22 protein-coding genes and 1 other RNA gene are annotated in these 24892 nt (G+C 56.2%); 16 read left to right on the top strand and 7 right to left on the bottom strand.

Going from position 1 to position 24892, the window contains the following annotated elements; translation table 11 throughout:
* Positions 1 to 3: 3 nt before the first annotated feature.
* Positions 4 to 1644 carry a thiamine pyrophosphate-binding protein gene (locus ACJTMZ_RS10330; protein WP_252011001.1) on the top strand — a complete coding sequence of 547 codons (1641 nt, stop codon included), beginning with the start codon at positions 4 to 6 and terminating at the stop codon, positions 1642 to 1644.
* 88 nt (positions 1645 to 1732) lie between these two features.
* Here ACJTMZ_RS10330 and ACJTMZ_RS10325 read toward each other — a convergent pair whose 3' ends face one another.
* Together ACJTMZ_RS10325 and ACJTMZ_RS10320 are read right to left on the bottom strand one after the other, a co-directional pair.
* Positions 1733 to 3001, bottom strand: coding sequence for an OprD family outer membrane porin (locus tag ACJTMZ_RS10325; protein ID WP_126498780.1), 1269 nt, complete (start codon positions 2999 to 3001; stop codon positions 1733 to 1735).
* 210 nt (positions 3002 to 3211) lie between these two features.
* On the bottom strand, positions 3212 to 3970 hold the full coding sequence (locus tag ACJTMZ_RS10320; RefSeq protein WP_119936175.1) for a M48 family metallopeptidase: 759 nt from the start codon (positions 3968 to 3970) through the stop codon (positions 3212 to 3214).
* Positions 3971 to 4240: 270 nt separating this feature from the next.
* Between ACJTMZ_RS10320 and tkt the strand changes: the two genes are divergently transcribed.
* The 5 genes from tkt (at position 4241) to mscS (ending at position 11036) form a co-directional block, all read left to right on the top strand.
* Positions 4241 to 6232, top strand: coding sequence for a transketolase (gene tkt / locus ACJTMZ_RS10315; protein ID WP_252011000.1), 1992 nt, complete (start codon positions 4241 to 4243; stop codon positions 6230 to 6232).
* Between the two features lie 356 nt (positions 6233 to 6588).
* Positions 6589 to 7608, top strand: coding sequence for an erythrose-4-phosphate dehydrogenase (gene epd, locus ACJTMZ_RS10310; protein ID WP_015571810.1), 1020 nt, complete (start codon positions 6589 to 6591; stop codon positions 7606 to 7608).
* Between the two features lie 49 nt (positions 7609 to 7657).
* Positions 7658 to 8821: a phosphoglycerate kinase gene (gene pgk, locus ACJTMZ_RS10305; protein WP_003860077.1), complete on the top strand. Its 1164-nt coding sequence runs from the start codon at positions 7658 to 7660 to the stop codon at positions 8819 to 8821.
* Between the two features lie 92 nt (positions 8822 to 8913).
* A complete protein-coding gene (gene fbaA / locus ACJTMZ_RS10300; RefSeq protein ID WP_017692704.1) occupies positions 8914 to 9993 on the top strand; it encodes a class II fructose-bisphosphate aldolase in 1080 nt (359 codons plus the stop codon).
* 188 nt (positions 9994 to 10181) lie between these two features.
* Positions 10182 to 11036 (top strand): small-conductance mechanosensitive channel MscS, encoded by an 855-nt coding sequence (gene mscS, locus ACJTMZ_RS10295; RefSeq protein ID WP_040118073.1) that lies wholly within the window; start codon positions 10182 to 10184, stop codon positions 11034 to 11036.
* Positions 11037 to 11082: 46 nt separating this feature from the next.
* On the opposite strand, the gene ACJTMZ_RS10290 is transcribed toward mscS, so the two are convergent.
* A complete protein-coding gene (locus tag ACJTMZ_RS10290) occupies positions 11083 to 12141 on the bottom strand; it encodes an ABC transporter substrate-binding protein (RefSeq protein ID WP_252010999.1) in 1059 nt (352 codons plus the stop codon).
* Positions 12142 to 12341: 200 nt separating this feature from the next.
* Between ACJTMZ_RS10290 and argO the strand changes: the two genes are divergently transcribed.
* The gene (gene argO / locus ACJTMZ_RS10285; RefSeq protein WP_126543286.1) at positions 12342 to 12977 is read left to right on the top strand and encodes an arginine exporter ArgO; all 636 of its coding nucleotides are present in this window, start codon (positions 12342 to 12344) and stop codon (positions 12975 to 12977) included.
* A 92-nt stretch (positions 12978 to 13069) separates the two neighbouring features.
* Positions 13070 to 13792 (top strand): oxidative stress defense protein, encoded by a 723-nt coding sequence (locus ACJTMZ_RS10280; protein ID WP_022649323.1) that lies wholly within the window; start codon positions 13070 to 13072, stop codon positions 13790 to 13792.
* 43 nt (positions 13793 to 13835) lie between these two features.
* On the opposite strand, the gene argP is transcribed toward ACJTMZ_RS10280, so the two are convergent.
* Positions 13836 to 14729 carry a DNA-binding transcriptional regulator ArgP gene (argP, locus tag ACJTMZ_RS10275; protein ID WP_252010998.1) on the bottom strand — a complete coding sequence of 298 codons (894 nt, stop codon included), beginning with the start codon at positions 14727 to 14729 and terminating at the stop codon, positions 13836 to 13838.
* 127 nt (positions 14730 to 14856) lie between these two features.
* On the opposite strand from argP, the gene rpiA reads away from it, so the two are divergent.
* Positions 14857 to 15516: a ribose-5-phosphate isomerase RpiA gene (gene rpiA / locus ACJTMZ_RS10270; protein ID WP_003860091.1), complete on the top strand. Its 660-nt coding sequence runs from the start codon at positions 14857 to 14859 to the stop codon at positions 15514 to 15516.
* A 266-nt stretch (positions 15517 to 15782) separates the two neighbouring features.
* Complete coding sequence (serA, locus tag ACJTMZ_RS10265) at positions 15783 to 17015, top strand: phosphoglycerate dehydrogenase (protein ID WP_015571805.1); 1233 nt, start codon at positions 15783 to 15785, stop codon at positions 17013 to 17015.
* 256 nt (positions 17016 to 17271) lie between these two features.
* Here serA and ACJTMZ_RS10260 read toward each other — a convergent pair whose 3' ends face one another.
* The 3 genes from ACJTMZ_RS10260 to zapA all read right to left on the bottom strand — a co-directional run bounded on the left by ACJTMZ_RS10260 (position 17272) and on the right by zapA (position 18447).
* Positions 17272 to 17868 (bottom strand): 5-formyltetrahydrofolate cyclo-ligase, encoded by a 597-nt coding sequence (locus ACJTMZ_RS10260; RefSeq protein WP_193041488.1) that lies wholly within the window; start codon positions 17866 to 17868, stop codon positions 17272 to 17274.
* Positions 17869 to 17892: 24 nt separating this feature from the next.
* A non-coding RNA gene (ssrS, locus tag ACJTMZ_RS10255) (6S RNA) lies at positions 17893 to 18076 on the bottom strand.
* 41 nt (positions 18077 to 18117) lie between these two features.
* On the bottom strand, positions 18118 to 18447 hold the full coding sequence (zapA, locus tag ACJTMZ_RS10250) for a cell division protein ZapA (protein ID WP_003860096.1): 330 nt from the start codon (positions 18445 to 18447) through the stop codon (positions 18118 to 18120).
* Positions 18448 to 18614: 167 nt separating this feature from the next.
* Between zapA and ACJTMZ_RS10245 the strand changes: the two genes are divergently transcribed.
* The 6 genes from ACJTMZ_RS10245 (at position 18615) to gcvH (ending at position 24833) form a co-directional block, all read left to right on the top strand.
* Positions 18615 to 19193 carry a YecA family protein gene (locus ACJTMZ_RS10245; RefSeq protein ID WP_003860099.1) on the top strand — a complete coding sequence of 193 codons (579 nt, stop codon included), beginning with the start codon at positions 18615 to 18617 and terminating at the stop codon, positions 19191 to 19193.
* Between the two features lie 31 nt (positions 19194 to 19224).
* Entirely contained in the window at positions 19225 to 20538 is a 1314-nt protein-coding gene (pepP, locus tag ACJTMZ_RS10240; protein ID WP_131631758.1) for a Xaa-Pro aminopeptidase, read from the top strand.
* Entirely contained in the window at positions 20535 to 21713 is a 1179-nt protein-coding gene (gene ubiH, locus ACJTMZ_RS10235) for a 2-octaprenyl-6-methoxyphenyl hydroxylase (protein WP_032669263.1), read from the top strand. Before pepP ends, ubiH begins: the two co-directional genes overlap by 4 nt.
* A 12-nt stretch (positions 21714 to 21725) precedes the next feature.
* Positions 21726 to 22928 carry an FAD-dependent 2-octaprenylphenol hydroxylase gene (gene ubiI, locus ACJTMZ_RS10230; RefSeq protein WP_252010997.1) on the top strand — a complete coding sequence of 401 codons (1203 nt, stop codon included), beginning with the start codon at positions 21726 to 21728 and terminating at the stop codon, positions 22926 to 22928.
* A gap of 397 nt (positions 22929 to 23325) precedes the next feature.
* On the top strand, positions 23326 to 24420 hold the full coding sequence (gene gcvT / locus ACJTMZ_RS10225) for a glycine cleavage system aminomethyltransferase GcvT (protein ID WP_003860107.1): 1095 nt from the start codon (positions 23326 to 23328) through the stop codon (positions 24418 to 24420).
* Between the two features lie 23 nt (positions 24421 to 24443).
* Positions 24444 to 24833, top strand: coding sequence for a glycine cleavage system protein GcvH (gcvH, locus tag ACJTMZ_RS10220; RefSeq protein WP_006811885.1), 390 nt, complete (start codon positions 24444 to 24446; stop codon positions 24831 to 24833).
* Positions 24834 to 24892: the final 59 nt, after the last annotated feature.

The raw sequence follows: 24892 nt of genomic DNA, 5'->3' as shown, positions 1-24892 counted from the left end.
GCAATGAGCGAAATGATAACCGTCGGCGACGCCATCGCCAGAACGCTGGAGCAGTATCAGGTTGAGGCCATCTACGGCGTCATCTCCATTCACAACCTGCCGATCGCGGATGCGGTTGGGCAGCGGGGCCATATCCGCTTTGTGCCTGCGCGCGGTGAAGCCGGTTCCGTCACCATGGCCGATGCCCACGGGCGCTTTTCCGGTCTCGGCGTGGCGCTGACCAGCACCGGCGCGGGGGCCGGGAACGCGGTAGGCGCGCTGGTGGAAGCCATGAATGCCTGCACGCCGCTGCTGCATTTAACCGGGCAGGTAGAGAAAGCCTGGCTGGACGCCGACACCGGGTTTATCCATGAAACCCGTGACCAGCTGACCTTCCTGAAGGCCAGCTCAAAACGGGCGTACCGCATCAGCAATGCGAATCAGGCGATAGCGATTCTGCATAAAGCTATCCAGGACGCGCAGACCCCGCCGTGCGGACCGGTCTCGGTGGAAATCCCGATTGATATTCAGGGCGCCAAAATTCCGCTGTCGCTGGTGACTAAACCGGTTAAACCGGCATCGGTTCCAGCCGTGGATACCGAAATGGTTGACGCGCTGTGGGCGCAGCTCAAACAGGCGAAACAGCCGCTGCTGTGGCTGGGGGGCGGGGCGCTGGGCAGCGCAGACGCGGTTAAAACGCTGGCGGATGCGGGCATCACCGTGATTTCCAGCACCCATGCGCGCGGCGTGCTGCCGGACAGCCACCGCGCCAGCCTTCGCGCGTTCCACAACTCGCCGTCGGTTGAGGCGCTGATCGCGCAGTGCGATTTTACGCTGGTCGCCGGTTCACGCCTGCGCAGCAACGAAACCCGTTCCTGGACGCTTGAGCTGCCTTCCCCGCGGGTGCAGATCGATATCGACCCGGCGGCGGCAAGCCGTAACTACCTGATGGATAGCACGTTGATAGCCGATTGTTCAGCGGTGCTTGGCGCGCTGGCTGAAAAAGTGCAGGGCCGCGAGTGGGGCAGTCCCCAGTGGGATATGCAGGTGCAGCAGGCGGTCGGGCAAGCCGAACAGGGGCTGCGCGAGCAGTGCGGCGCCTATGCGAAGCTTAACGACGCCATAGCAAAAGCCCTGCCGACAGACGGCCTGCTGGTGCGCGATATCACCGTGTCCGGCAGCCTGTGGGGTAGCCGCCTGTTCAGGGCTAACGGTCCGATGATGAACATTCACTCCCTCGCCGGGGCGATTGGTATGGGGCTGCCGATGGCCATCGGCACCGCGATTGCCAACCCGCAGCGCAAGGTGGTGGGGCTGGTGGGCGACGGCGGCCTGAGTCTGAATTTAGGCGAGCTGGCGACGCTGGCGCAGGAGAAAGCCAACGTGACGCTGCTGGTCATGAACGACGGGGGCTACGGGGTGATGCGCGGTATTCAGGATAAATATTTTGGCGGGCGTCAGTATTATAACGCGCTGCATACGCCGGACTTTACCCTGCTGGCGCAGGCGATTGGCCTACAGGCCTGGAGCGTTGAGCGGGCTGAGGACTTTGATGCGGTGATGACGGAAGCGCTGGCGATGCCGGGGCCGTCGGTTGTGGAAGTGCGGATGGGGCAGATTGGCGCCCTTAAGTTTGCGGGGCCGCCGCAGAAGACGCTTTACTAGCTGTTTCCCCTGATCCCAACCCTCTCCCACAGGGAGAGGGAGAAAACGGTAGGCCGGGTAAGGCGAAGCCGCCACCCGGCTTTTTTCATCAGAACACGTTAAACGGGTATTCCACGTAGGCGCGGATCTCGTCCCCGCCCACGTTGTACTCGCTGGCGTTGCTGGAGACGCGCAGTACGGAGTAGCGCAGCTTCAGCTTCAGATCTTTCGCCGGGCCATCCTGCACCTGGTACTGGATCTGGTTAAACCACTCGTGCTCTTTGCCATTGCTGGTTTCAGAGGTTTTGATGTTATCGCCGCGCACGTAGGCGGTGGTCCAGCTCAGGCCCGGTAAGCCAAGGCCGCCAAAGTCCAGACCGTAGGATGCCTGCCAGGAACGTTCATCTTCGCCGTTGAAATCAGACCAGTAGGAGTTCGCCAGCCAGATGGTGTTACCGCCGTCACCCACGCCGCCTTTGTCGCGATAGCCGCCGTAGTTGTAGCCGGTACTGCCGCTGCTCTGCTGGTACGCCACTTTGAACGTGTGAATGTCCCAGATATAGCTCGCCGCCAGGCTCCAGATGGTGTTGCTGCGGCCCGTGTCGAGGCTGTCCGCGTAATCCTGGTCGAGACGGGAGTTATAGCCGTTGAAGTCGAGCACCAGCTGCTGCCCGGTACTGAACGGCTGTTTGAAGTTCATGCCCAGGTACTGCTTGTTCATCACCTCTTCGTTATGAGAGGCGTACAGCGCGCCGCTGAACTGGTCGTTAAACTGATAGCTCGCACCGCCGAAGGAGAGGCTCTTCAGTCCGCTGTCGTGGCGGTCATCGCTTTTACGCTGCTCGTCGGTGAAGTAACCGGCGTTGACTTCCAGACCGTCAATCTCTTTCGAGGTCAGCATGGCGCCGGTGTAGCTTTCAAACAGCAGGCGGGAGCTGTCGGCATTCACGATGGGCAGCTCAGGGCGCTGATTCCCGTAGCTCAGTACGGTATTCGAGATGCGCATTTTGGCGGTTGCGCCAAACTTTGCCAGATCGGATTTTGCCCGGCCATCATCTTCCTGTTTAAAGAAGTCGATGCCGCCTGCGCCGCTTTTTCCACGGCCGCCGTCCAGGCGCACGCCGTATTGAGCAATACCGTCCACACCAAAGCCCACGAGCCCTTCGGTATAGCCGGATGCAAACGTGGCGATGATCCCCTGACCCCATTCGGCTTTGTCCTGCTGGCCCTGGTGGTAGTCGCGGCTGATATACGCATTGCGTAAAAACAGATCCAGATGGCTGTCGTCAATAAAACCCTTGCTGTCGGATTGCTGGCTTGCGGCGGCAGGTAATGCGGCAAATAAACTTAAAGCAATTAATGATAATTCTTTTTTCACGGAGGGAACGTCTCTGTCTGGATATATTAATTTAAATAACTGCGAAAGAGATAATTACCGGAAAAAATTACCTTTGCAATAATTATGTGACCAGACATTTCAGTGTGACAGGGCAGAGTTGGCGGGGCTTTCAGGGGTTTTATCGATACGTGCTTTTAAGTTAACAATTCATGCGAAATAAAAAGGAGGCAAAACTGCCTCCTTCTGAAATTATTTAATTCCGTCTGCCGCCATACGGTCGCGAATATGCTGCGCGCGCTCAACCGAGGCCGGGTGATCGTCAAACATGGAGCTTTGACGGCCCTCTTCCAGCTTGGCCAGTTTTTCGAAGCTGGTGGCTAAACCTGATGGATTGATGCCGCGTTTGCGCAACAGATCGTAGGAGTAGTCGTCCGCCTCGGACTCCTGGCGCTGGGAGAACTGCGAGTTGACCAGCTTCTCGCCCATGTCGCCAATCTGAGACTGAGACAGGCTGCCGACGATGCCGCCCGCGGAGGCCGCCGCCGCACGAACGGCGTTAGTACCCAGCGCAACCTGCATGCCTTTCTTCACGTGACCCAGTGCAACGTGGCCCATTTCGTGGCCGATCACCGCTTCGACTTCGTTGTCGGTCATCATGTCCATCAGCCCGCTGTATACGCGGATACAGCCGTTTGCCATCGCGAAGGCGTTCACGTCTTTCGCCACGTAGACTTTGTAGTTCACCGGCTGGCCGTTGATGTTGTCGCCCAGGGCGGAAGCAATCTTATTCAGACGCTGCGTATAGGTACTGTTAGCCGGGGCGAGGGTGGCTTTTGCATCCATATCTTTACAGGCCTGGTCGCTCAGCGTTTTAACCTGCTCATCGCTCAGGGAATACGCCTGGAAGGCCTCGGCCCCTGACGACATCAGACCGTTAGAATCCATATTTTGGCAGCCGCTCAGCAGGAGCGTTGTACCCAGGGCCAGCACTATTGCACGCATTTTCATTATGTTGCTTCCGTACTCGTTAATCTGAATAAAATCCGAAAAGTGCACCGTCAGCGAAGCCGGTGAGGCTAAGTATAAGGAATATCGACAGGGGCGGGCGAGCAGATTGCGCAACATGCGAGCATGATCCAGAGATTTCTTAAGCTGCAAAAGAATGGTCCATGTACATGCCCTGCGGCTTGGGTTACATTGTTGGCACTTTTTTCCGGCGTAGCCCAAAACGCGCTGTCGTCAAGGGCATGGCCTTTAACAGTCCGATCTGGAGTTAAAATGTCCTCACGTAAAGAGCTTGCTAATGCTATTCGTGCGCTGAGCATGGACGCAGTACAGAAAGCCAAATCCGGCCACCCGGGCGCCCCTATGGGCATGGCTGACATCGCCGAAGTCCTGTGGCGTGATTTCCTTAACCACAACCCGCAGAACCCGGCATGGGCAGACCGCGACCGTTTCGTGCTGTCTAACGGCCACGGCTCTATGCTGATCTACAGCCTGCTGCACCTCACTGGCTACGATCTGCCAATCGAAGAGCTGAAAAACTTCCGTCAGCTGCACTCCAAAACTCCAGGTCACCCGGAAGTGGGCTACACCGCTGGCGTTGAAACCACTACCGGTCCGCTGGGTCAGGGCATCGCTAACGCCGTAGGTATGGCGATTGCAGAGAAGACCCTGGCGGCGCAGTTTAACCGTCCTGGCCACGACATCGTTGACCACTTCACCTACGCCTTCCTGGGCGACGGCTGCATGATGGAAGGCATTTCTCACGAAGTGTGCTCCCTGGCAGGCACCCTGAAGCTGGGCAAACTGGTTGCGTTCTACGACGACAACGGCATCTCCATCGACGGTCACGTTGAAGGCTGGTTCACTGACGACACCGCCGCACGTTTCGAAGCCTACGGCTGGCACGTTGTGCGCGGCGTTGATGGCCACGATGCTGACTCGATTAAACGTGCCGTAGAAGAAGCGCGCGCCGTGACCGACAAACCGTCCCTGCTGATGTGCAAAACCATCATCGGCTTCGGTTCTCCGAACAAAGCGGGCACTCACGACTCCCACGGCGCACCGCTGGGCGACGCGGAAATTGCACTGACCCGTGAAGCGCTTGGCTGGAAACACCCTGCCTTCGAAATCCCGTCTGAAATCTACGCTCAGTGGGATGCGAAAGAAGTGGGCCAGGCGAAAGAAGCGGCCTGGAACGAGAAGTTCGCGGCATACGCGAAAGCCTTCCCTCAGGAAGCGGCTGAATTCACCCGTCGTATGAAAGGCGACATGCCGTCTGACTTCGACGCGAAAGCGAACGAATTCATCGCGAAGTTGCAGGCGAACCCAGCCAAGATCGCCAGCCGTAAAGCATCTCAGAATGCGATCGAAGCGTTTGGCCCTCTGCTTCCAGAATTCCTCGGCGGCTCCGCTGACCTGGCGCCATCAAACCTGACCCTGTGGTCCGGATCTAAGCCAATCAACGAAGATACTGCCGGTAACTACATCCATTACGGTGTACGTGAATTCGGGATGACCGCGATTGCCAACGGTATCGCTCTGCACGGTGGCTTCCTGCTGTACACCTCTACCTTCCTGATGTTTGTGGAATATGCACGTAACGCCGTGCGTATGGCTGCGCTGATGAAACAGCGTCAGGTGATGGTCTACACCCACGACTCCATCGGTCTGGGCGAAGACGGTCCTACCCATCAGCCAGTAGAGCAGGTGGCTTCCCTGCGCGTGACCCCGAACATGAGCACATGGCGTCCATGTGACCAGGTTGAATCTGCGGTGGCGTGGAAATACGGCGTTGAGCGTCATGATGGCCCGACCGCACTGATCCTCTCCCGTCAGAACCTGGCGCAGCAGGAGCGTACCCCAGAGCAGCTGGCAAACATCGCGCGCGGTGGTTACGTGCTGAAAGATTGCGCAGGCCAGCCTGAGCTGATCTTCATCGCTACCGGTTCTGAAGTTGAACTGGCCGTTGCCGCATGGGAAAAACTGACTGCCGAAGGCGTGAAAGCGCGCGTGGTCTCCATGCCGTCTACCGATGCGTTCGACAAGCAGGATGCCGCGTACCGCGAATCCGTACTGCCTAAAGCGGTCTCCGCTCGCGTGGCAGTGGAAGCGGGTATCGCTGACTACTGGTTCAAATACGTTGGCCTGAACGGCGCTATCGTCGGTATGACCACGTTTGGTGAGTCTGCGCCGGCTGAACAGCTGTTTGAAGAGTTCGGCTTCACCGTTGAGAACGTTGTCGCTAAGGCGAAAGAACTGCTGTAATTGCCGTTTTGCCCGGTGGCGCTAACGCTTACCGGGCCTACAAATGGCATAAAATGTAGGCCGGGTAAGCGTTAGCGCCACCCGGCTTTTTTGTATGCACGATTCCTCAGACATGTAACTGCTCTGTAAATTATTCCACCGAAAATGTGATGCAAGTCATATAGCTCGCTTATTCATCTGGACAGAGATTCCTTTTATTCCCCGATTCGCTTATTCTTGCTGAAGCGTTTCAGTCGATTAAATGTTCGACAATTGACCAATCAATCGCAGTTTGTGACAGCAAGGATTCCCCTTCGGGCGTCGCTGGATTACTCTTTCAGCCACCTCAAACTCAGGGATAGCTTTGCAGGAGATCTATGACCGTACGCGTAGCGATTAATGGCTTCGGTCGCATCGGACGCAACGTGGTTCGTGCTTTATATGAATCCGGGCGTCGTGCGGAAATCACCGTGGTGGCAATCAATGAACTGGCGGATGCTGCGGGCATGGCGCATTTGTTGAAATATGACACCAGCCACGGTCGCTTTGCCTGGGACGTTCGCCAGGAAAGGGAACAGCTGTTCGTCGGTGACGATGCCATCCGCGTGCTGCATGAGAACAGTATTGAAGGGCTGCCCTGGCGCGAACTGGGTGTGGATGTGGTGCTGGACTGTACCGGCGTGTACGGTAACCGTGAACATGGCGAAGCGCATCTGAATGCTGGCGCGAAAAAAGTGCTGTTCTCCCATCCCGGCAGTAACGACCTCGACGCCACCGTCGTGTTTGGCGTCAACCAGCACGAGCTGCAAGCTGAACACCGCATTGTCTCCAACGCCTCCTGCACCACCAACTGCATTATTCCGGTCATTAAACTGTTAGACGATGCGTATGGCATTGAATCCGGCACCGTGACCACGATTCACTCCGCCATGCACGATCAGCAGGTCATCGACGCTTACCATCCGGATTTACGGCGCACTCGCGCGGCGAGCCAGTCCATCATTCCGGTGGATACGAAACTGGCTGCCGGGATCACCCGTATTTTCCCGCAGTTTAACGACCGTTTCGAAGCGATTGCCGTGCGCGTGCCGACGATAAACGTCACCGCAATCGATCTTAGCGTGACGGTGAAAAAACCGGTAAAAGCCTGTGAAGTCAACCTGTTGCTGCAAAAAGCGGCACAGGGAGCATTTCATGGTATAGTTGACTATACGGAATTACCGTTGGTCTCAGTAGATTTTAACCACGACCCGCACAGCGCCATCGTGGATGGCACGCAGACGCGAGTCAGTGGTGCGCACCTTATCAAGACGCTGGTCTGGTGTGATAACGAATGGGGCTTTGCTAACCGAATGCTCGACACCACGTTAGCCATGGCCGCAAAAGGTTTCAGGTAGAGCGCACCTTGCGCTTGCAAAACTTTAAGAATCAACGAGAGGATTCACCATGTCTGTAATTAAGATGACCGATCTGGATCTGGCAGGTAAACGCGTTTTCATCCGTGCCGATCTGAACGTACCGGTTAAAGATGGCAAAGTGACCAGCGACGCGCGTATCCGTGCATCTCTGCCAACCATTGAACTGGCTCTGAAGCAGGGCGCTAAAGTGATGGTCACCTCCCACCTGGGCCGTCCAACTGAAGGCGAGTACAACGAAGAGTTCTCTCTGCTGCCGGTTGTTAATTACCTGAAAGACAAACTGTCCAGCCCGGTTCGCCTGGTGAAAGATTACCTGGACGGCGTGGAAGTTGCCGAAGGTGAGCTGGTTGTTCTGGAAAACGTTCGCTTCAACAAAGGCGAAAAGAAAGACGACGAAACCCTGTCCAAAAAATACGCTGCGCTGTGCGACGTATTCGTGATGGATGCATTCGGTACGGCTCACCGTGCGCAGGCATCTACCCACGGTATCGGTAAATTCGCAGACGTCGCCTGTGCAGGTCCGCTGCTGGCTGACGAACTGGAAGCGCTGGGTAAAGCTCTGAAAGAACCTGCTCGTCCAATGGTCGCTATCGTTGGTGGTTCTAAAGTGTCTACCAAACTGACCGTACTGGATTCCCTGTCCAAAATCGCTGACCAGCTGATCGTTGGCGGTGGTATCGCGAACACCTTCGTTGCCGCTCAGGGCCACAACGTGGGTAAATCCCTGTACGAAGCGGATCTGGTTGACGAAGCCAAACGTCTGCTGGGCACCTGTGATATCCCGGTTCCAACTGATGTTCGCGTGGCAACTGAGTTCTCTGAAACTGCTACCGCAACCCTGAAATCTGTTAACGACATCAAAGATGAAGAGCAGATTCTGGACCTGGGCGACGTTTCTGCACAGAAACTGGCTGAAATCCTGAAAAACGCAAAAACTATCCTGTGGAACGGTCCTGTCGGCGTGTTCGAATTCCCGAACTTCCGCAAAGGGACTGAGATCGTGGCTAACGCTATCGCAGACAGCGAAGCGTTCTCTATCGCAGGCGGTGGTGACACCTTGGCAGCTATCGATCTGTTCGGTATCGCTGACAAGATCTCCTACATCTCCACTGGTGGCGGCGCATTCCTCGAATTCGTGGAAGGTAAAGTCCTGCCAGCAGTAGCAATGCTCGAAGAGCGCGCTAAGAAGTAAGCCATTCAGGGGCAGGGAAACCTGCCCAATTTTCAGCGCGCTTATCAGAGCTCGCACCTTTTCTAACGGCCGAAGATACAGGACTAAGCAACATGTCTAAAATTTTTGATTTCGTAAAACCTGGCGTTATCACTGGTGATGACGTACAGAAAGTGTTCCAGGTAGCTAAAGAAAACAACTTCGCTCTGCCAGCAGTTAACTGCGTAGGTACCGACTCCATCAACGCCGTACTGGAAACCGCTGCAAAAGTTAAAGCACCGGTTATCGTTCAGTTCTCTAACGGCGGCGCTGCGTTCATCGCAGGTAAAGGCGTGAAAACTGACGTTCCTCAGGGCGCTGCTATCCTGGGTGCTATCTCTGGCGCACATCACGTTCACCAGATGGCTGAGCACTACGGTGTTCCGGTTATCCTGCACACTGATCACTGCGCGAAAAAACTGCTGCCATGGATCGACGGTCTGCTGGACGCAGGTGAAAAACACTTCGCAGCAACCGGTAAGCCACTGTTCTCTTCTCACATGATCGACCTGTCCGAAGAGTCTCTGGAAGAAAACATCGAGATCTGCTCTAAGTACCTGGCGCGTATGTCCAAAATGGGCATGACCCTGGAAATCGAACTGGGTTGCACCGGCGGTGAAGAAGACGGTGTGGACAACAGCCACATGGACGCTTCTGCTCTGTACACTCAGCCAGAAGACGTTGATTACGCTTACACCGAGCTGAGCAAAATCAGCCCACGCTTCACCATCGCAGCGTCCTTCGGTAACGTACACGGCGTATACAAACCAGGTAACGTGGTTCTGACCCCGACCATCCTGCGTGATTCTCAGGAATACGTGTCTAAGAAACACAACCTGCCGCACAACAGCCTGAACTTCGTCTTCCACGGCGGTTCCGGTTCTTCTGCTCAGGAAATCAAAGACTCCGTAAGCTATGGCGTAGTGAAAATGAACATCGATACCGACACCCAATGGGCAACCTGGGACGGTATCCTGCAATACTACAAAACCAACGAAGCTTACCTGCAAGGTCAGCTGGGCAACCCGAAAGGCGAAGACCAGCCGAACAAGAAATACTACGATCCACGCGTATGGCTGCGCGCTGCCCAGACTTCTATGATTACTCGTCTGGAGCAGGCATTCAAAGAACTGAACGCGGTTGACGTTCTGTAATTTGAGCTGCTAAACGCCTCAGAAAGGTCCGCAAACGCGGGCCTTTTTTTATGCCTTTTCAATAGCCTGATGCCTCTGTTTTTGTGATCTGTTTGGCAATATCATGTCTTTTTGTTTACCCTTTACTGACCTGCCTGTCTCTCTGTGGGATGGTTTTTAGTGGTTTTTATGAGCATAAGGAAAGATAAATGGAAGATCTCGGTGTTGTAGATAGCATCAATAACGCTGGCTCCTGGCTGGTGCGCAATCAGGCTCTCCTGATTAGTTACGCTGTGAATATTGCGGCAGCAATTGCCATCATTGTCGTGGGGATGATTATTGCCCGTACGGTTTCCAGGGGCGTTAATCGCGTAATGCTATCCCGTCATATCGATGCAACCGTTGCTGATTTCCTTTCTGCGCTGGTGCGTTACGGGATTATTGCGTTTACCCTCATTGCGGCAATGGGGCGGGTCGGTGTACAGACCGCTTCGGTCATTGCTGTACTTGGTGCCGCTGGTCTGGCCGTAGGTCTCGCTCTTCAGGGCTCGCTGGCTAACCTTGCGGCTGGCGTACTGTTAGTGACGTTCCGTCCTTTCCGTGCCGGAGAGTATGTTGATCTCGGTGGCACTGCGGGCACCGTGCTGAACGTGCAGATTTTCTCCACCACGCTGCGTTCGGCAGACGGCAAAATCGTCATTGTGCCAAACAAGAAAGTGATTGATGGCAACATTACTAACTTCTCTCGTGAGCCGGTTCGCCGTAATGAACTCATTATCGGGGTTGGCTATGATTCAGATACTGAGCTGGTGAAAAAGCTGATTACCGATATCATCGAATCAGATGACCGCATTCTTAAAGATCGTGAAATGACCGTTCGCCTGAACGAGCTGGGCGCGTCATCCATTAATTTTGTGGTGCGCATCTGGAGTAAAAGTGGCGATCTGCAAAACGTTTACTGGGACGTGCTGGAACGCATCAAGCGTGACTTTGACGCCAACGGTATCAGCTTCCCTTATCCGCAGATGGATGTGAACTTCAAAAAAGTGAAAGAAGCTGACTAACGCCCGTCAGTTCAGACAACGCCCGCATTGTATGCGGGCGTTGAGCCTATCGCTTTTGCCGGGCGTTAGCCTCCAGCAATAGGCGTAGCTCGTGCATCAATTTGCCTGCGTCCGTATTACCCTTACTTTCCTGTTGCCGTACCCATTCCTCCTGAACCTCTTGATATCGCGTTGCTTTCTGCCATTCCAATTGCTCATCACGGCTCAGAAGATGAAGCTTAGCGCCTTCGTTTTCCAGACGCGTGGTGAGAGAAGCCAGCCCGCTGTCCAACGCCGCACCGAGTTGTTTCTCCGTGGTTTCGGCTGCACGACGAATAGCAAGACGATCCCGCTCGTCCAGTGCGTTTAAGGTGTCCTTATTTATAACCAGAAGGTAGACATGCCCCAGCCAGAGCGCAGGAGAATAATGAATGTAGGGCGCCGCGCGCTGCGCATGTATGTCATCTCCGCTGTCGAGATTCACCATAAGGCCATTCAACTGTCCCGTGCGCAACGCGTCGGTAATCTTGTCATTCCAGGGCATTGCCAGGGTAGCTCCGCCAGCATTGCGCAAAAATGACTGGTGCCAGAAGCTGGCGGTTCGCCATTTTGTTCCCTCTAGCTGCTTCAGCTTAACGTCTGGCTGACGGGTAAAGAACCCGACCGGATAACCCAGGAAGAACTGCAAATTCACCAGGTTATTCTGCCCAAGCTCGCGGGCAAACTGTGGATATTGCTGGAACACGCGATGAAAGAAGCGCACCTGGGCCTCGCCGTTTGCAGGCCCCAGGGGAAAGCTTTTGAATATTTGATGAAGCGGCAGTTGCTCAGCTGTATATTCAGGGACAACGATGCCAATATCAGCTCTGGTGCCCTGGCCAAGCGTACTTAGCGCATTGTAACTACTTGATATATCACCTTTCCAGTGGGCTTCAATTTTCAGGCGGCCTTGCGATTCTTTTTCAATCTCACTAAAGAAAACGTTTTTGATAAATTGCGTACGCATATTGCCGTACGGTTCGTGGTCCGTGTAGCGAAGTATCTTTTCTGCACTCGCTATGGCCGGAAATGCCGTTAAGAGCGCAAATATGGCGGAGATGACCATTGCAACGCCTTGATGTTTCATATGATTTCCTGTGAGAATTTTTCGGCCTGGGGCAATACAGCATACGCCGGGTCGCGAGAGGGCAGGTTTTATAAAATCTTAATATTGTATACAGCTGGGTTTTATTAGTGATTCTAATAAATCATTAAAATTTTAAATTTTATCTAATGATGGTCACGCAGTATAGTCTGCACGTAGAGAAAACTGCCTGAGAGTTATCAATGTTAACTTACTATTTTCAAGGGCTTGCATTAGGTGCGGCCATGATCCTTCCCCTCGGCCCGCAAAATGCGTTCGTGATGAACCAGGGCATTCGCCGCCAGTATCATCTGATGATTGCCCTGCTGTGCGCGGTGAGCGATTTGCTACTGATTTGCGCCGGGATTTTTGGCGGCAGCGCCCTGCTGATGCAGTCGCCCTGGCTGCTGGCGCTGGTGACATGGGGCGGCGTAGCGTTTCTGCTGTGGTACGGGTTTGGCGCCCTGAAAACGGCCATGAGCAGCAATCTTGAGCTGGCAAGCGCCGAAGTGATGAAGCAGGGGCGCTGGAAGATTATCGTCACCATGCTCGCCGTGACGTGGCTTAACCCGCACGTCTACCTTGATACCTTTGTGGTGCTGGGCAGCCTGGGCGGACAGCTGGACGTTGAGCCCAAACGCTGGTTTGCGCTCGGTACGGTCAGCGCCTCCTTCCTCTGGTTCTTCGGTCTTGCGATCCTGGCGGCGTGGCTGGCACCACGGCTGCGGACTGCCAGAGCGCAGCGCATCATTAACACGCTGGTGGGGCTAGTGATGTGGTTTATTGCCTTCCAGCTGGCGAAAGAGGGGATTCATCACGTACAGGGATTGTTCAACTAAGCGTTGTCTTATGGACATCTGAACAAGACCCGCTAAGCTTGCTGGCATGAGCCCTGTTGATGGGGCACTCTTCGCAACATGGAGGAATGACAGTGAAGTTTAAGGTGATGGCCCTGGCGGCATTAGTAAGTTTAGGTGCGGTGTCGGTGCAGGCGAATGAACTGCCAAACGGCCCGCACATTGTCACTTCAGGCACGGCAAGCGTGGATGCGGTACCGGATGTTGCAACCCTGGCAATTGAAGTGAACGTGGCGGCGAAAGATGCTGCTTCCGCCAAGAAACAGGCAGACGATCGTGTTGCGCAATACCTCTCTTTCCTGGAACAGAACGGTGTCGCGAAAAAAGACATCAGCTCTGCGAACCTGCGTACCCAACCGGATTACGACTACCAGAACGGCAAAAGCATCCTGAAAGGCTATCGCGCCGTGCGTACTGTGGAAGTGACTGTACGCCAGCTTGATAAGCTCAACGGATTGCTGGATGGTGCGCTGAAGGCTGGGCTGAACGAAATTCGTTCCGTCTCGCTGGGCGTTGCGCAACCGGAGAAATATAAAGACGAAGCGCGTAAAGCGGCGATTGATGATGCCATTCATCAGGCGCAGCAGCTGGCATCCGGCTTTAAGAGCAAGCTCGGTCCGGTTTACAGCGTGCGCTACCACGTTTCAAACTACCAGCCAAGCCCGATGGTTCGGATGATGAAGGCGGACGCCGCGCCGGTTTCTGCTCAGGAAACCTACGAGCAGCCAACCATTCAGTTCGACGATCAGGTTGATGTGGTGTTCCAGCTGGAACCGACTGAAAAGCCAGCTCAGTAACCCGTAGGCCGGGTAAGGCGTAACCGCCACCCGGCTTTTCTTTTTAATCCTGCCTCAAAACCTTATGCCCAAATGCCAGCAGCGCGTCAGTGACGTTGCGCATCATGCGGCTTTCCGGCGCAAAACGGTGCCAGTACAGCATCCGGCGCTGATACAGCCCCGGGGTTAAATCAATCAGCTCACCGCTTTTCAACTCTTTCTCAATCTGCAAATGCGGGATCATGCAGCAGGTGGTTCCCTGACGCGCGAGCTGTACGAAGGCCTCGGACGAGTTAACGATATGACACGGCACGCTGCCCGGCGGCAGATCGAAGTTTTGTTGCAGGAAAGCCTGATGCATATCGTCCAGATGGTCGAACGCGACGGCAGGCGCTTTCAGCAGCGCGGTGCGGGTCACACCGTTCGGGAAGTAGCGCTCGGCAAAGGCTTTTGAACCGACAAACAGATAATCCAGCGCCCCCAGCTGGTCCACCAGACAGCTTGGCAGCGCCTGAGGCTGAATACTGACGGCACCAACCACTTCGCCGCGTCGCAGGCGTTCCTGGGTGCGGGTTTCATCTTCAACCTGGAGGTTCAGGCGGATCGGGGAGTCGGCCAGCACCGGCGCAAGGGCCGGCAGCAGCCAGGTTGCCAGACTGTCGGCGTTCACCGCCAGCGACAGCAGCAGCGGCGTGGAGCCGGTCTGTTCATCGCCCAGCCACTCATCTTCCAGCAGTTCAACCTGACGCAGCAGGGCGAGGAGCTTTTGCCCTTGCTCCGTCGGACGCGGCGGCACGGTACGCACCAGCAGCGGCTGCCCGAACATGTTTTCAAGCTGTTTGATACGCTGTGATACGGCGGACTGGGTGATGCACAGCTTTTGCGCCGCGCGCTCAAAACCGCGTTCACGAATAACTGCATCAAGTGCCTGTAGTGTTCTGTAGTCCGGACGTTTCATTGCTCTGGCTGACTCCTTAATTTTGCTTAATCTGCACTATGACACAATTTTCCCTTCGTGGCAGACGAAATCCATTCGACGTGTTCTATAATGCGCCCTGAGTTTTCACACCACAGGCAAAACGATCATGACGCAGGATGAACTGAAAAAAGCAGTAGGATGGGCCGCTCTCCAGTACGTACAGCCGGGCACCATTGTCGGTGTTGGTACGGGGTCGACGGCGGCGCACTTTATCGATGCGCTGGGCACGATGAAGGGGCAGATCGAGGGCGCGGTTTCCAGCTCCGATGCTTCCACGGAAAAGCTGAAAAGCCTCGGCATCACCGTTTTCGACCTCAACGAAGTGGACCGTCTGGGCATTTACGTTGATGGCGCGGATGAAATCAACGGCCATATGCAGATGATCAAAGGCGGCGGCGCGGCGCTGACGCGCGAGAAGATCATTGCCTCCGTTGCGGATAAGTTCATCTGCATCGCGGACGCCTCCAAGCAGGTCGACATTCTGGGGAATTTCCCGCTGCCGGTCGAAGTGATCCCGATGGCGCGCAGCGCCGTGGCACGTCAACTGGTGAAGCTGGGCGGTCGTCCGGAATACCGTCAGGGTGTGGTGACCGACAACGGCAACGTGATCCTCGACGTTCACGGCCTTGAGATCCTCGATGCCATTGCGCTGGAAAATGCGATCAACGGCATTCCAGGCGTTGTTACCGTAGGGTTATTTGCCAACCGTGGCGCGGATGTGGCGCTGATCGGCACGGCTGACGGTGTAAAAACCATCGTAAAATGATCTGACGGGGGGAACGCTCCCCCCGCTAAAAAAATTTTGAAAAGCTAAATTCGGTGACTTGTGTCACGTTTTTCCGCCTCTTTTGCCGATCCTGCCACGTTCGTAATTTTCCGCAGCATTTTCCTCTGCCATTTTGCTCTGTATGACTTTTCTTCAGAGTGCCGACGCAAACGTTCATATTGCTGCAATAGTTTTTTTTGATATGTTGGCTGCACGGGATTTATATCCAGCACAACATCAGTTCAGATAAAAACAGGGTCGGGTAAATGGCAAAGGTATCACTGGAGAAAGACAAGATTAAATTCCTGCTGGTTGAAGGCGTGCACCAGAAAGCGCTCGATAGCCTTCGCGCAGCAGGCTACACCAACATCGAATTTCACAAAGGCGCGCTGGACACTGAAGAGCTGAAAGCGTCCATCCGTGATGCCCATTTCATTGGCCTGCGATCCCGTACCCAACTGACTGAAGACGTTATTGCTGCGGCGGAAAAGCTGGTGGCGATTGGCTGTTTCTGCATCGGCACCAACCAGGTTGATCTGAATGCCGCCGCCAAACGCGGTATCCCGGTCTTTAACGCGCCGTTCTCCAACACCCGTTCCGTGGCGGAGCTGGTGATTGGCGAGCTGCTGTTGCTCCTTCGCGGCATTCCGGAAGCTAACGCTAAAGCGCACCGCGGCGTGTGGAATAAGCTGGCCGCGGGCTCCTACGAAGCGCGTGGTAAAAAGCTCGGGATTATCGGTTACGGCCATATCGGTACGCAGCTCGGTATTCTGGCGGAATCCCTCGGCATGCACGTGTTTTTCTACGATATCGAAAGCAAGCTGCCGCTGGGTAACGCGACGCAGGTGCAGCATCTCTCTGATCTGCTGAATATGAGTGACGTGGTCAGCCTGCACGTGCCGGAAAATGCGTCCACCAAAAACATGATGGGGGCGGAAGAGCTGGCGCTGATGAAGCCGGGCGCTCTGCTGATCAACGCCGCGCGCGGCACTGTGGTTGACATTCCTGCGCTGTGCGACGCGCTGAAGCGTAAGCATCTGGCGGGTGCGGCGATTGACGTATTCCCGACGGAACCGGCCACCAACAGCGATCCGTTCACTTCTCCGCTGTGCGAGTTCGACAACGTGATCCTGACGCCGCACATCGGCGGTTCTACTCAGGAAGCTCAGGAGAATATCGGCCTGGAAGTGGCGGGTAAGCTGAGCAAATATTCCGACAACGGTTCAACGCTCTCTGCGGTGAACTTCCCGGAGGTGTCTCTGCCGCTGCACGGTGGGCGTCGTCTGCTGCACATCCACGAAAACCGTCCTGGCGTGCTGACCGCCATCAACCAGATCTTTGCCGAGCAGGGTGTTAACATTGCCGCGCAGTATCTGCAAACTAACTCGCAGATGGGTTATGTGGTGATTGATATCGAAGCGGATGAAGACATCGCCGAGAAAGCATTGCAGAGCATGAAGGCCATTCCGGGGACGATTCGCGCGCGCCTGCTGTACTGATGGTGCGGTCTGTGGCGTCGGGTGGCGTCTGCGCCTTACCCGACCTACAGTTGTCGTGCGGTCTGTGTGTCGGGTGGCGCTTACGCTTACCCGACCTACAATGGTTGTGCGGTTTGTGTGTCGGGTGGCGCTTACGCTTACCCGACCTACAATGGTCGTGCGGTCTGTGTGTCGGGTGGCGCTTACGCTTACCCGACCTACAATGTTCGAGGATTTATGTAGGCCGGGTAAGGCGCAGCCGCCACCCGGCTTTGTTCTACCAGGTCCAGGTTTTACTGGGCGTCACTACCGCCGGTAACGGCACATCCCATTTCTCTACGGGTAATGCCTCCACGCCCTGGCAATCATGCGCATAGCCCACCGGCTGCAACCCGTACTGCTGCCAGTTTTGCAGCGTCCTGTCGTAGAACCCCCCGCCCATGCCTAATCGCTGGCCCTGCTCGTCAAACGCCACCAGCGGCGCAATCAGCACATCCAGCCCGGAAAGCGGGAGCACGTCGCGCACGTCGAGTTTGGGTTCGGTGATTTTCAGACGATTTACCACCAGCTCGCTGTGCGGATGGTAGTGCAGAAACAGCAGATTGCCCGGGCTAAAAGGATGCAGCACCGGCAGGTAAACTTTTTTCCCGGCGCGCCAGAGCTGGTCGATAAGCGGTTGGGTATCCAGCTCACCATCAAACGAGAGAAACAGGGCGACGGTGTTTGCCATCACCACAGGCGGATAGGCCATCATGCGGGCGGCGGCCTGCTGAGCAAACTGTGCCTGTTGCTCGGCGCTTAGGGCGCGACGACGCTGGCGAATAAGCTGACGGATGTCCTGGCGTGAAGCAGAAACTTCAGGGAGTTGAGTCATGGTAGTCGGTAGAAGAAAAGAGAGGGAATCTCCGAGATGCCGCCGCAGGCTGTAACCCTTGAACCCTTGGTTCAAGGTGAATGTGTCGTCATAGTTTTAAGGCTTCTCGGACGAACCGAGCATGCTCACCAACCATGGAGCGCCACATTCTTGTGGTATGAAATATCGGCTCAGGGGACTGGCCCGCTTGCGAACATCTCAGAGAAATTTTGTCTTCACAGTTACTCTACCATAGTCAACTGAGAAGTGTTATTCAAACTTTGGTCCCGGTCTTTCGGGACTGCGACCTTGATCAAGCAATGCCTGTTCTATGGTCTGCTGGAGCATTTTAATGCGCTGCTCCATGCTTGCCGCATAATCGCGGGTCTTCGCTTTTTCCTGAGTCAGTTCATAGCTGATGTTCAACGCGGCGATGAAAACCAACTGCTCAGTATTTGTGACTCTAGTGCGTTCTTTTAGATCTTGCAACCGCTGATTCAAATCGTCCGCAGCCTGATTCAAGGCATCCCTTTGTTCAGGCGGACAATTCACTCGCAGTGAACGGCCAAAAATCTGGAGATCGACGGGTTGTGCAGACATGCCACCTTCCTGCTGATTGACTGCGCTGCCTTCGCTTACTGCCCCGGGGGCTGCGAAGGGGCGACACTATAGCTACCCTGATGTGAAGATACAAGCCCTTTTCTGGTATCACCAGGGTCCAAAGTGGTAGCATATCATGAATATCCTCCCTTTGATGACGAATGCGTATGTCTATACAGAACGAAATGCCTGGTTACAAGGATTTAAACCAGTTACTGAACCAGCAGGGAGTCGGTCTGACCCCTGCCGAAATGCACGGTCTGATCAGCGGCATACTGTGCGGCGGAAACAGCGACAGCTCATGGCAGCCGCTGATCCACGACCTCACCAACGAAGGGCTGGCGTTTGGCCACGAACTGGCGGAAGCGCTGCGTAAAATGCACGCCGCAACCAGCGATTCCCTGGAAGACGATGGCTTTCTTTTTCAGCTTTATCTGCCTGAAGGCGACGATGTCAGCGTCTTCGATCGCGCTGATGCGCTCGCGGGTTGGGTAAACCACTATCTTCTTGGCCTGGGCGTAACCCAGCCTAAACTGGATAAAGTGACCGGCGAAGCGGGTGAAGCGATCGACGATCTGCGAAACATCGCTCAGCTCGGCTACGATGAAGACGAAGACCAGGAAGAGCTGGAAATGTCTCTCGAAGAGATTATCGAGTACGTGCGCGTGGCGTCTCTGCTGTGCCACGACAACTTTACGCGCTCGCAGCCGACCGCGCCGGAAGTTCGCAAGCCAACATTACACTAAGAAAAATAACGCACAGGAGGGTGTCATGGTTATCTCCAGTCAAGAGTATTCTCGCCGTCGTCAGGCGCTGCTGGCAAAAATGCAGCCGGGAAGCGCTGCCCTGATTTTCGCCGCGCCGGAAGTGACGCGCAGCGCCGACAGCGAATACCCCTATCGCCAGAGCAGTGATTTCTGGTACTTCACCGGGTTTAACGAGCCGGAAGCGGTACTGGTGCTGATTAAAAGCAATGACACCCACAACCACAGCGTGATTTTTAACCGCGTGCGCGATCTGACCGCGGAAATCTGGTTTGGCCGCCGCTTAGGACAGGAGGCGGCGCCAGAAAAACTGGGCGTGGACCGCGCGCTGGCCTACAGCGAAATCAACCAGCAGCTCTACCAACTGCTGAACGGTCTGGACGTGCTCTATCACGCGCAGGGCGAATACGCGTATGCGGATGACATTGTTTTCACCGCGCTGGATAAGCTGCGTAAAGGCTCACGTCAGAATTTGTCTGCACCCGCCACCCTGACGGACTGGCGACCGATGGTGCATGAGATGCGCCTGTTCAAGTCTGAAGAAGAGCTGAACGTGATGCGCCGCGCGGGCGAAATCAGCGCCCTGGCGCATACCCGCGCCATGGAAAAGTGCCGTCCCGGTATGTTCGAGTACCAGCTTGAAGGCGAAATTCACCATGAATTTAACCGTCATGGCGCGCGCTTCCCGTCCTATAACACCATCGTAGGCGGCGGGGAAAATGGCTGCATTCTGCACTACACCGAAAACGAAAGTGAACTGCGCGACGGCGATCTGGTGCTGATTGACGCCGGCTGTGAATATCAGGGTTACGCGGGCGACATCACCCGTACCTTCCCGGTGAACGGTAAATTCACCTCCGCGCAGCGTGAAATCTATGACATCGTGCTTGAGTCTCTGGAGACCGCGCTGACGCAGTTCCGTCCTGGCACCTCCATCCAGGAGGTTACGGGCGAGGTGGTGCGCATCATGATTACCGGGCTGGTGAAGCTCGGCATTCTGAAAGGCGATGTGGACACCCTTATAACCGAAAACGCCCATCGTCCGTACTTTATGCACGGCCTGAGCCACTGGCTGGGGCTGGATGTGCATGACGTCGGGGCATACGGTCCGGAACGTTCGCGCGTGCTGGAGCCTGGCATGGTGCTGACCGTTGAGCCGGGGCTGTACATCGCGCCGGATGCCGACGTGCCGGAACAGTACCGCGGGATCGGCATTCGTATTGAAGATGATATCGTCATCACCGAAACCGGTAACGAAAACCTGACCGCGACCGTGGTGAAAAAAGCTGACGACATCGAGGCGCTGATGGCGGCGGCACGCGGATGAGCGTAATCATCGTTGGCGGAGGCATGACCGGCGCTACTCTGGCGCTGGCTATTTCGCAGTTAACCCAGGGCCAGCTTCCGGTGCATCTCGTCGAGGCGGTCGCGCCGCAGGCGGCCGATCATCCCGGTTTCGACGCCCGCGCTATCGCGCTGGCGCAGGGAACCTGTCAGCAGCTTGCGCGTATTGGGATCTGGCAGGCGATAGCGGATTGCGCAACGGCGATCGGCACCGTTCACGTCAGCGATCGCGGGCATGCCGGGTTTGTGACGCTGGATGCCCACGATTACCGGATCGAGGCGCTGGGGCAGGTTGTCGAGCTGCATAACGTAGGGCTGCGGCTGTTCCGTCTGTTACAGGACGCGCCTGGCGTCACGCTGCACTGTCCGGCGCGCGTCGCCAGCTTTAGCCGTCGTGACGAGGCCGTCAGCGTGACGCTGGACAACGGCACCACGCTGGAGGGGCAACTGCTGGTGGCGGCAGATGGTTCACGCTCCGCGATCGCCACGCAGTGCGGCGTCGAATGGCGCTCTGAACCCTATGGGCAGGCGGCGGTCATCGCTAACGTCTCTACGGCTGGCGCGCATAACGGCAGGGCATTTGAGCGCTTCACGGAGCACGGCCCGCTGGCCATGCTGCCGATGTCGAACGGGCGCTGCTCGCTGGTATGGTGCCATGCGCAGGATCGGGCCGATGAGGTTCTCTCCTGGTCCGACGAACGTTTTTGTTCCGAGCTGCAAAAAGCCTTCGGCTGGCGGCTTGGGCGCATCACCCATGCCGGAAAACGCGTGGCCTATCCGCTCGCGCTGACGACCGCATCGCAGACTGTCTCCCATCGCGTCGCCCTGGTCGGCAACGCCGCGCAGACGCTGCACCCCATCGCCGGGCAAGGCTTCAACCTTGGCCTCCGTGACGTGATAAGCCTGGCAGAGCTACTGGCCCGGACGTGGAGCGAACAACAGGATTGTGGCGCATACTCGGTGCTAAGCCATTACCAGAAACGACGCCAGGCGGACAAAGCGGCGACCATTGGCGTCACCGACGGTTTAGTCCACCTGTTTGCCAATCGCTGGGCACCGCTGGTTGCGGGTCGCAACCTTGGGCTGATGGCGATGGAACTGTTCATTCCGGCACGTGACGTGCTGGCGCAGCGGACCCTGGGTTGGGTCGCGCGTTAAGGAGTATTGACCGTGCAAAATGTTGATGTCGCCATTGTGGGCGGCGGAATGGTAGGACTGGCGCTGGCCTGTGGTTTACAGGGCAGCGGCCTGCGCGTGGCCGTGCTTGAGCAAAAAGCGCCGCAGCCTGTGGCGCAGGATGCACCGCCGGAGCTGCGCGTCTCGGCGATCAATGCCGCCAGCGAAAAGCTACTGACGCACCTTGGCGTCTGGTCTGAAATCGTGGCGCTGCGTGCCAACTGTTACCATGGCATGGAAGTGTGGGATAAAGACAGCTTCGGCCATATCGCGTTTGACGATGAAAGCATGGGTTACAGCCACCTTGGACACATCGTTGAAAACGCGGTGATCCACCACGCGCTGTGGCAGAAAGCACAGCAGTGCAGCGACGTCACGCTGATCGCACCGGCGAAACTCCAGCAGGTGGCGTGGGGCGAAAACGACGCGTTTATCACTCTTGAAAGTGGCGACATGCTGACCGCGCGTCTGGTGGTGGGTGCCGACGGCGCCAATTCCTGGCTGCGTAACAAAGCGGATATTCCGCTGACCTTCTGGGATTACCGCCATCACGCGTTGGTGGCCACAATCCGCACCGAAGAGCCGCACGGCGGCGTGGCGCGCCAGATTTTCCATAATGACGGCATTCTGGCCTTCCTGCCGCTTGCCGATCCGCATCTCTGCTCCATCGTCTGGTCCTTAGAGCCGGAGAAAGCGCAGCAGATGCAGGAGGCGACGCCGGATGCCTTCAGTCAGGCGCTATGCGTGGCGTTTGATAACCGTCTGGGCCTGTGCATGCTTGAAAGCGAACGCCAGACGTTTCCGTTAACCGGTCGCTACGCGCGTCAGTTTGCCGCGCACCGTCTGGCGCTGGTGGGGGATGCGGCGCATACCATTCATCCGCTGGCCGGGCAGGGGGTGAACCTCGGCTTTATGGACGCGGCTGAGCTGGTTGAAGAGCTGCGTCGCCTGCATCGGGAAGGCAAAGATATTGGCCAGCATCTGTATCTGCGTCGCTACGAGCGCAGCCGCAAACACAGTGCGGCGATGATGCTGGCGGGGATGCAGGGTTTCCGCGAGCTGTTTGCCGGAGCGAATCCGGCGAAAAAACTGCTGCGCGATATTGGCCTCAAGCTGGCCGACACTCTTCCCGGCGTAAAACCGCAGCTTCTTCGTCAGGCAATGGGCCTCAACGATCTTCCCGACTGGTTACGTTAATCTCGATCCCCGTCACACTTTATTTTCCCGGCCTCCGCGCCGGGGAAATTTCCTCGTTTGAAATAATCTAATTTCACGTCATTTTTCGCATTAGAAAATCTAATCTTACTATTTTTATGTTACGGAAATTCGGCCCGTTTTTCCGCACGAAATATCACCATCTGCTAAATTCTGTTAGATCATTGTTAATTTTATGCGGGTTTAATCGCATTTTCCCAGTGAATAACTCTGTAGGCTTTTCAGCGATTTTTGGTCATAAGCTAATGTGATGACCCGTTTTACCTTATGGTTAACCGCCGGTTTCGGTGGTAAGTTCAGGTAAAAGAGAACGTTTGCGTCGGCCCCCGATCGCGAGGCCGACACCGGGTTTCACGGTGAATTTTTCAACGAGGAAAAGATGGCTCAACAGACTCCTTTGTACGAACAGCACGTGTTGTGCGGCGCCCGCATGGTGGACTTCCACGGCTGGATGATGCCGCTGCACTACGGCTCGCAGATTGATGAGCACCACGCGGTGCGCACCGATGCCGGTATGTTCGACGTGTCTCATATGACGATTGTCGACCTGCGCGGTAGCCGCACCCGGGAGTTTTTGCGTTATCTGCTGGCAAACGACGTCGCCAAACTGAAAACGCCGGGCAAAGCGCTCTATACCGGCATGCTCAATGCCTCTGGCGGCGTGATTGACGACCTCATCGTCTACTACTTCACCGAAGATTTCTTCCGCCTCGTTGTAAACTCCGCCACCCGCGAAAAAGATCTCTCCTGGATTTCCCAACACGCTGAACCTTACGCCATAGACATCACCGTCCGTGACGATCTGTCGCTGATTGCCGTGCAGGGGCCAAACGCCCAGGCGAAAGCCGCCTCTCTGTTCAGCGACGAGCAGCGCAAAGCCACCGAAGGCATGAAGCCGTTCTTCGGCGTGCAGGCGGGCGATCTGTTTATCGCCACCACCGGCTACACCGGTGAAGCGGGCTACGAAATTGCGATGCCAAACGAGAAGGCCGCTGATTTCTGGCGTGCGCTGGTGGAGGCGGGCGTGAAGCCTGCGGGCCTGGGCGCGCGCGATACGCTGCGTCTGGAAGCAGGGATGAACCTCTACGGTCAGGAGATGGACGAAGGCGTCTCTCCGCTGGCGGCCAACATGGGCTGGACCATTGCGTGGGAACCGGCTGACCGTGATTTTATTGGCCGTGAAGCGCTGGAGATGCAGCGCGAGAAGGGCACTGAACAGCTGGTAGGCCTGGTGATGAAAGAAAAAGGCGTTCTGCGCGGCGAGCTGCCTGTACGCTTCACCGATGCCGATGGCAATCATCGCGAAGGCGTGATCACCAGCGGAACGTTCTCCCCGACGCTCGGCTACAGTATTGCCCTGGCACGCGTGCCGGCGGGGATTGGCGAAACGGCGGTGGTGCAGATCCGCAACCGCGAAATGCCGGTCAACGTGACCAAACCGATTTTTGTTCGCGCCGGTAAGCCGGTCGCCTAACTATTTTTATCAGGAGAACTTCAATGAGCAATGTGCCAGCAGAACTGAAATACAGCAAAGAACACGAGTGGCTGCGCAAAGAGGCGGACGGCACTTACACCGTTGGGATCACCGAGCACGCGCAGGAGCTGCTGGGCGACATGGTGTTTGTTGATCTGCCGGAAGTGGGCGCAACCGTGAGCGCAGGCGACGACTGTGCGGTGGCGGAATCCGTTAAAGCGGCCTCTGACATCTACGCCCCGGTAAGCGGTGAAATTGTTGCCGTGAACGACGCGCTGAGCGACTCCCCGGAGCTGGTCAACAGCGAACCGTATGAAGGCGGCTGGATCTTCAAGATCAAAGCCAGCGACGAAGCGCAGGTTGCCGCGCTGCTGGATGCGACCGCGTACGAAGCACTACTGGAAGACGAATAAGCCATTTCCCTCTCCCCTTTGGGGAGAGGGTAGGGTGAGGGGAACAGACGACACCCTCA

The sequence above is a fragment of the Enterobacter sp. DN genome, assembly GCF_046054285.1.
In the GTDB taxonomy this organism is placed as follows: domain Bacteria; phylum Pseudomonadota; class Gammaproteobacteria; order Enterobacterales; family Enterobacteriaceae; genus Enterobacter; species Enterobacter hormaechei_C.
Note: the sequence above shows the minus strand (reverse complement) of the source record. Positions and strands in the feature narration are given on the sequence as shown.

Coding starts and splice junctions, on each gene's coding strand:
- epd (WP_015571810.1), top strand. CDS start 6,589: ATGACCGTACGCGTAGCGATTAATGGCTTCGGTCGCATCGGACGCAAC.
- rpiA (WP_003860091.1), top strand. CDS start 14,857: ATGACGCAGGATGAACTGAAAAAAGCAGTAGGATGGGCCGCTCTCCAG.
- zapA (WP_003860096.1), bottom strand. CDS start 18,447: ATGTCTGCACAACCCGTCGATCTCCAGATTTTTGGCCGTTCACTGCGA.
- argP (WP_252010998.1), bottom strand. CDS start 14,729: ATGAAACGTCCGGACTACAGAACACTACAGGCACTTGATGCAGTTATT.
- tkt (WP_252011000.1), top strand. CDS start 4,241: ATGTCCTCACGTAAAGAGCTTGCTAATGCTATTCGTGCGCTGAGCATG.
- ACJTMZ_RS10290 (WP_252010999.1), bottom strand. CDS start 12,141: ATGAAACATCAAGGCGTTGCAATGGTCATCTCCGCCATATTTGCGCTC.
- mscS (WP_040118073.1), top strand. CDS start 10,182: ATGGAAGATCTCGGTGTTGTAGATAGCATCAATAACGCTGGCTCCTGG.
- fbaA (WP_017692704.1), top strand. CDS start 8,914: ATGTCTAAAATTTTTGATTTCGTAAAACCTGGCGTTATCACTGGTGAT.
- ACJTMZ_RS10245 (WP_003860099.1), top strand. CDS start 18,615: ATGTCTATACAGAACGAAATGCCTGGTTACAAGGATTTAAACCAGTTA.
- gcvT (WP_003860107.1), top strand. CDS start 23,326: ATGGCTCAACAGACTCCTTTGTACGAACAGCACGTGTTGTGCGGCGCC.
- ACJTMZ_RS10320 (WP_119936175.1), bottom strand. CDS start 3,970: ATGAAAATGCGTGCAATAGTGCTGGCCCTGGGTACAACGCTCCTGCTG.
- ACJTMZ_RS10330 (WP_252011001.1), top strand. CDS start 4: ATGAGCGAAATGATAACCGTCGGCGACGCCATCGCCAGAACGCTGGAG.
- ubiH (WP_032669263.1), top strand. CDS start 20,535: ATGAGCGTAATCATCGTTGGCGGAGGCATGACCGGCGCTACTCTGGCG.
- gcvH (WP_006811885.1), top strand. CDS start 24,444: ATGAGCAATGTGCCAGCAGAACTGAAATACAGCAAAGAACACGAGTGG.
- serA (WP_015571805.1), top strand. CDS start 15,783: ATGGCAAAGGTATCACTGGAGAAAGACAAGATTAAATTCCTGCTGGTT.
- argO (WP_126543286.1), top strand. CDS start 12,342: ATGTTAACTTACTATTTTCAAGGGCTTGCATTAGGTGCGGCCATGATC.
- ACJTMZ_RS10260 (WP_193041488.1), bottom strand. CDS start 17,868: ATGACTCAACTCCCTGAAGTTTCTGCTTCACGCCAGGACATCCGTCAG.
- pgk (WP_003860077.1), top strand. CDS start 7,658: ATGTCTGTAATTAAGATGACCGATCTGGATCTGGCAGGTAAACGCGTT.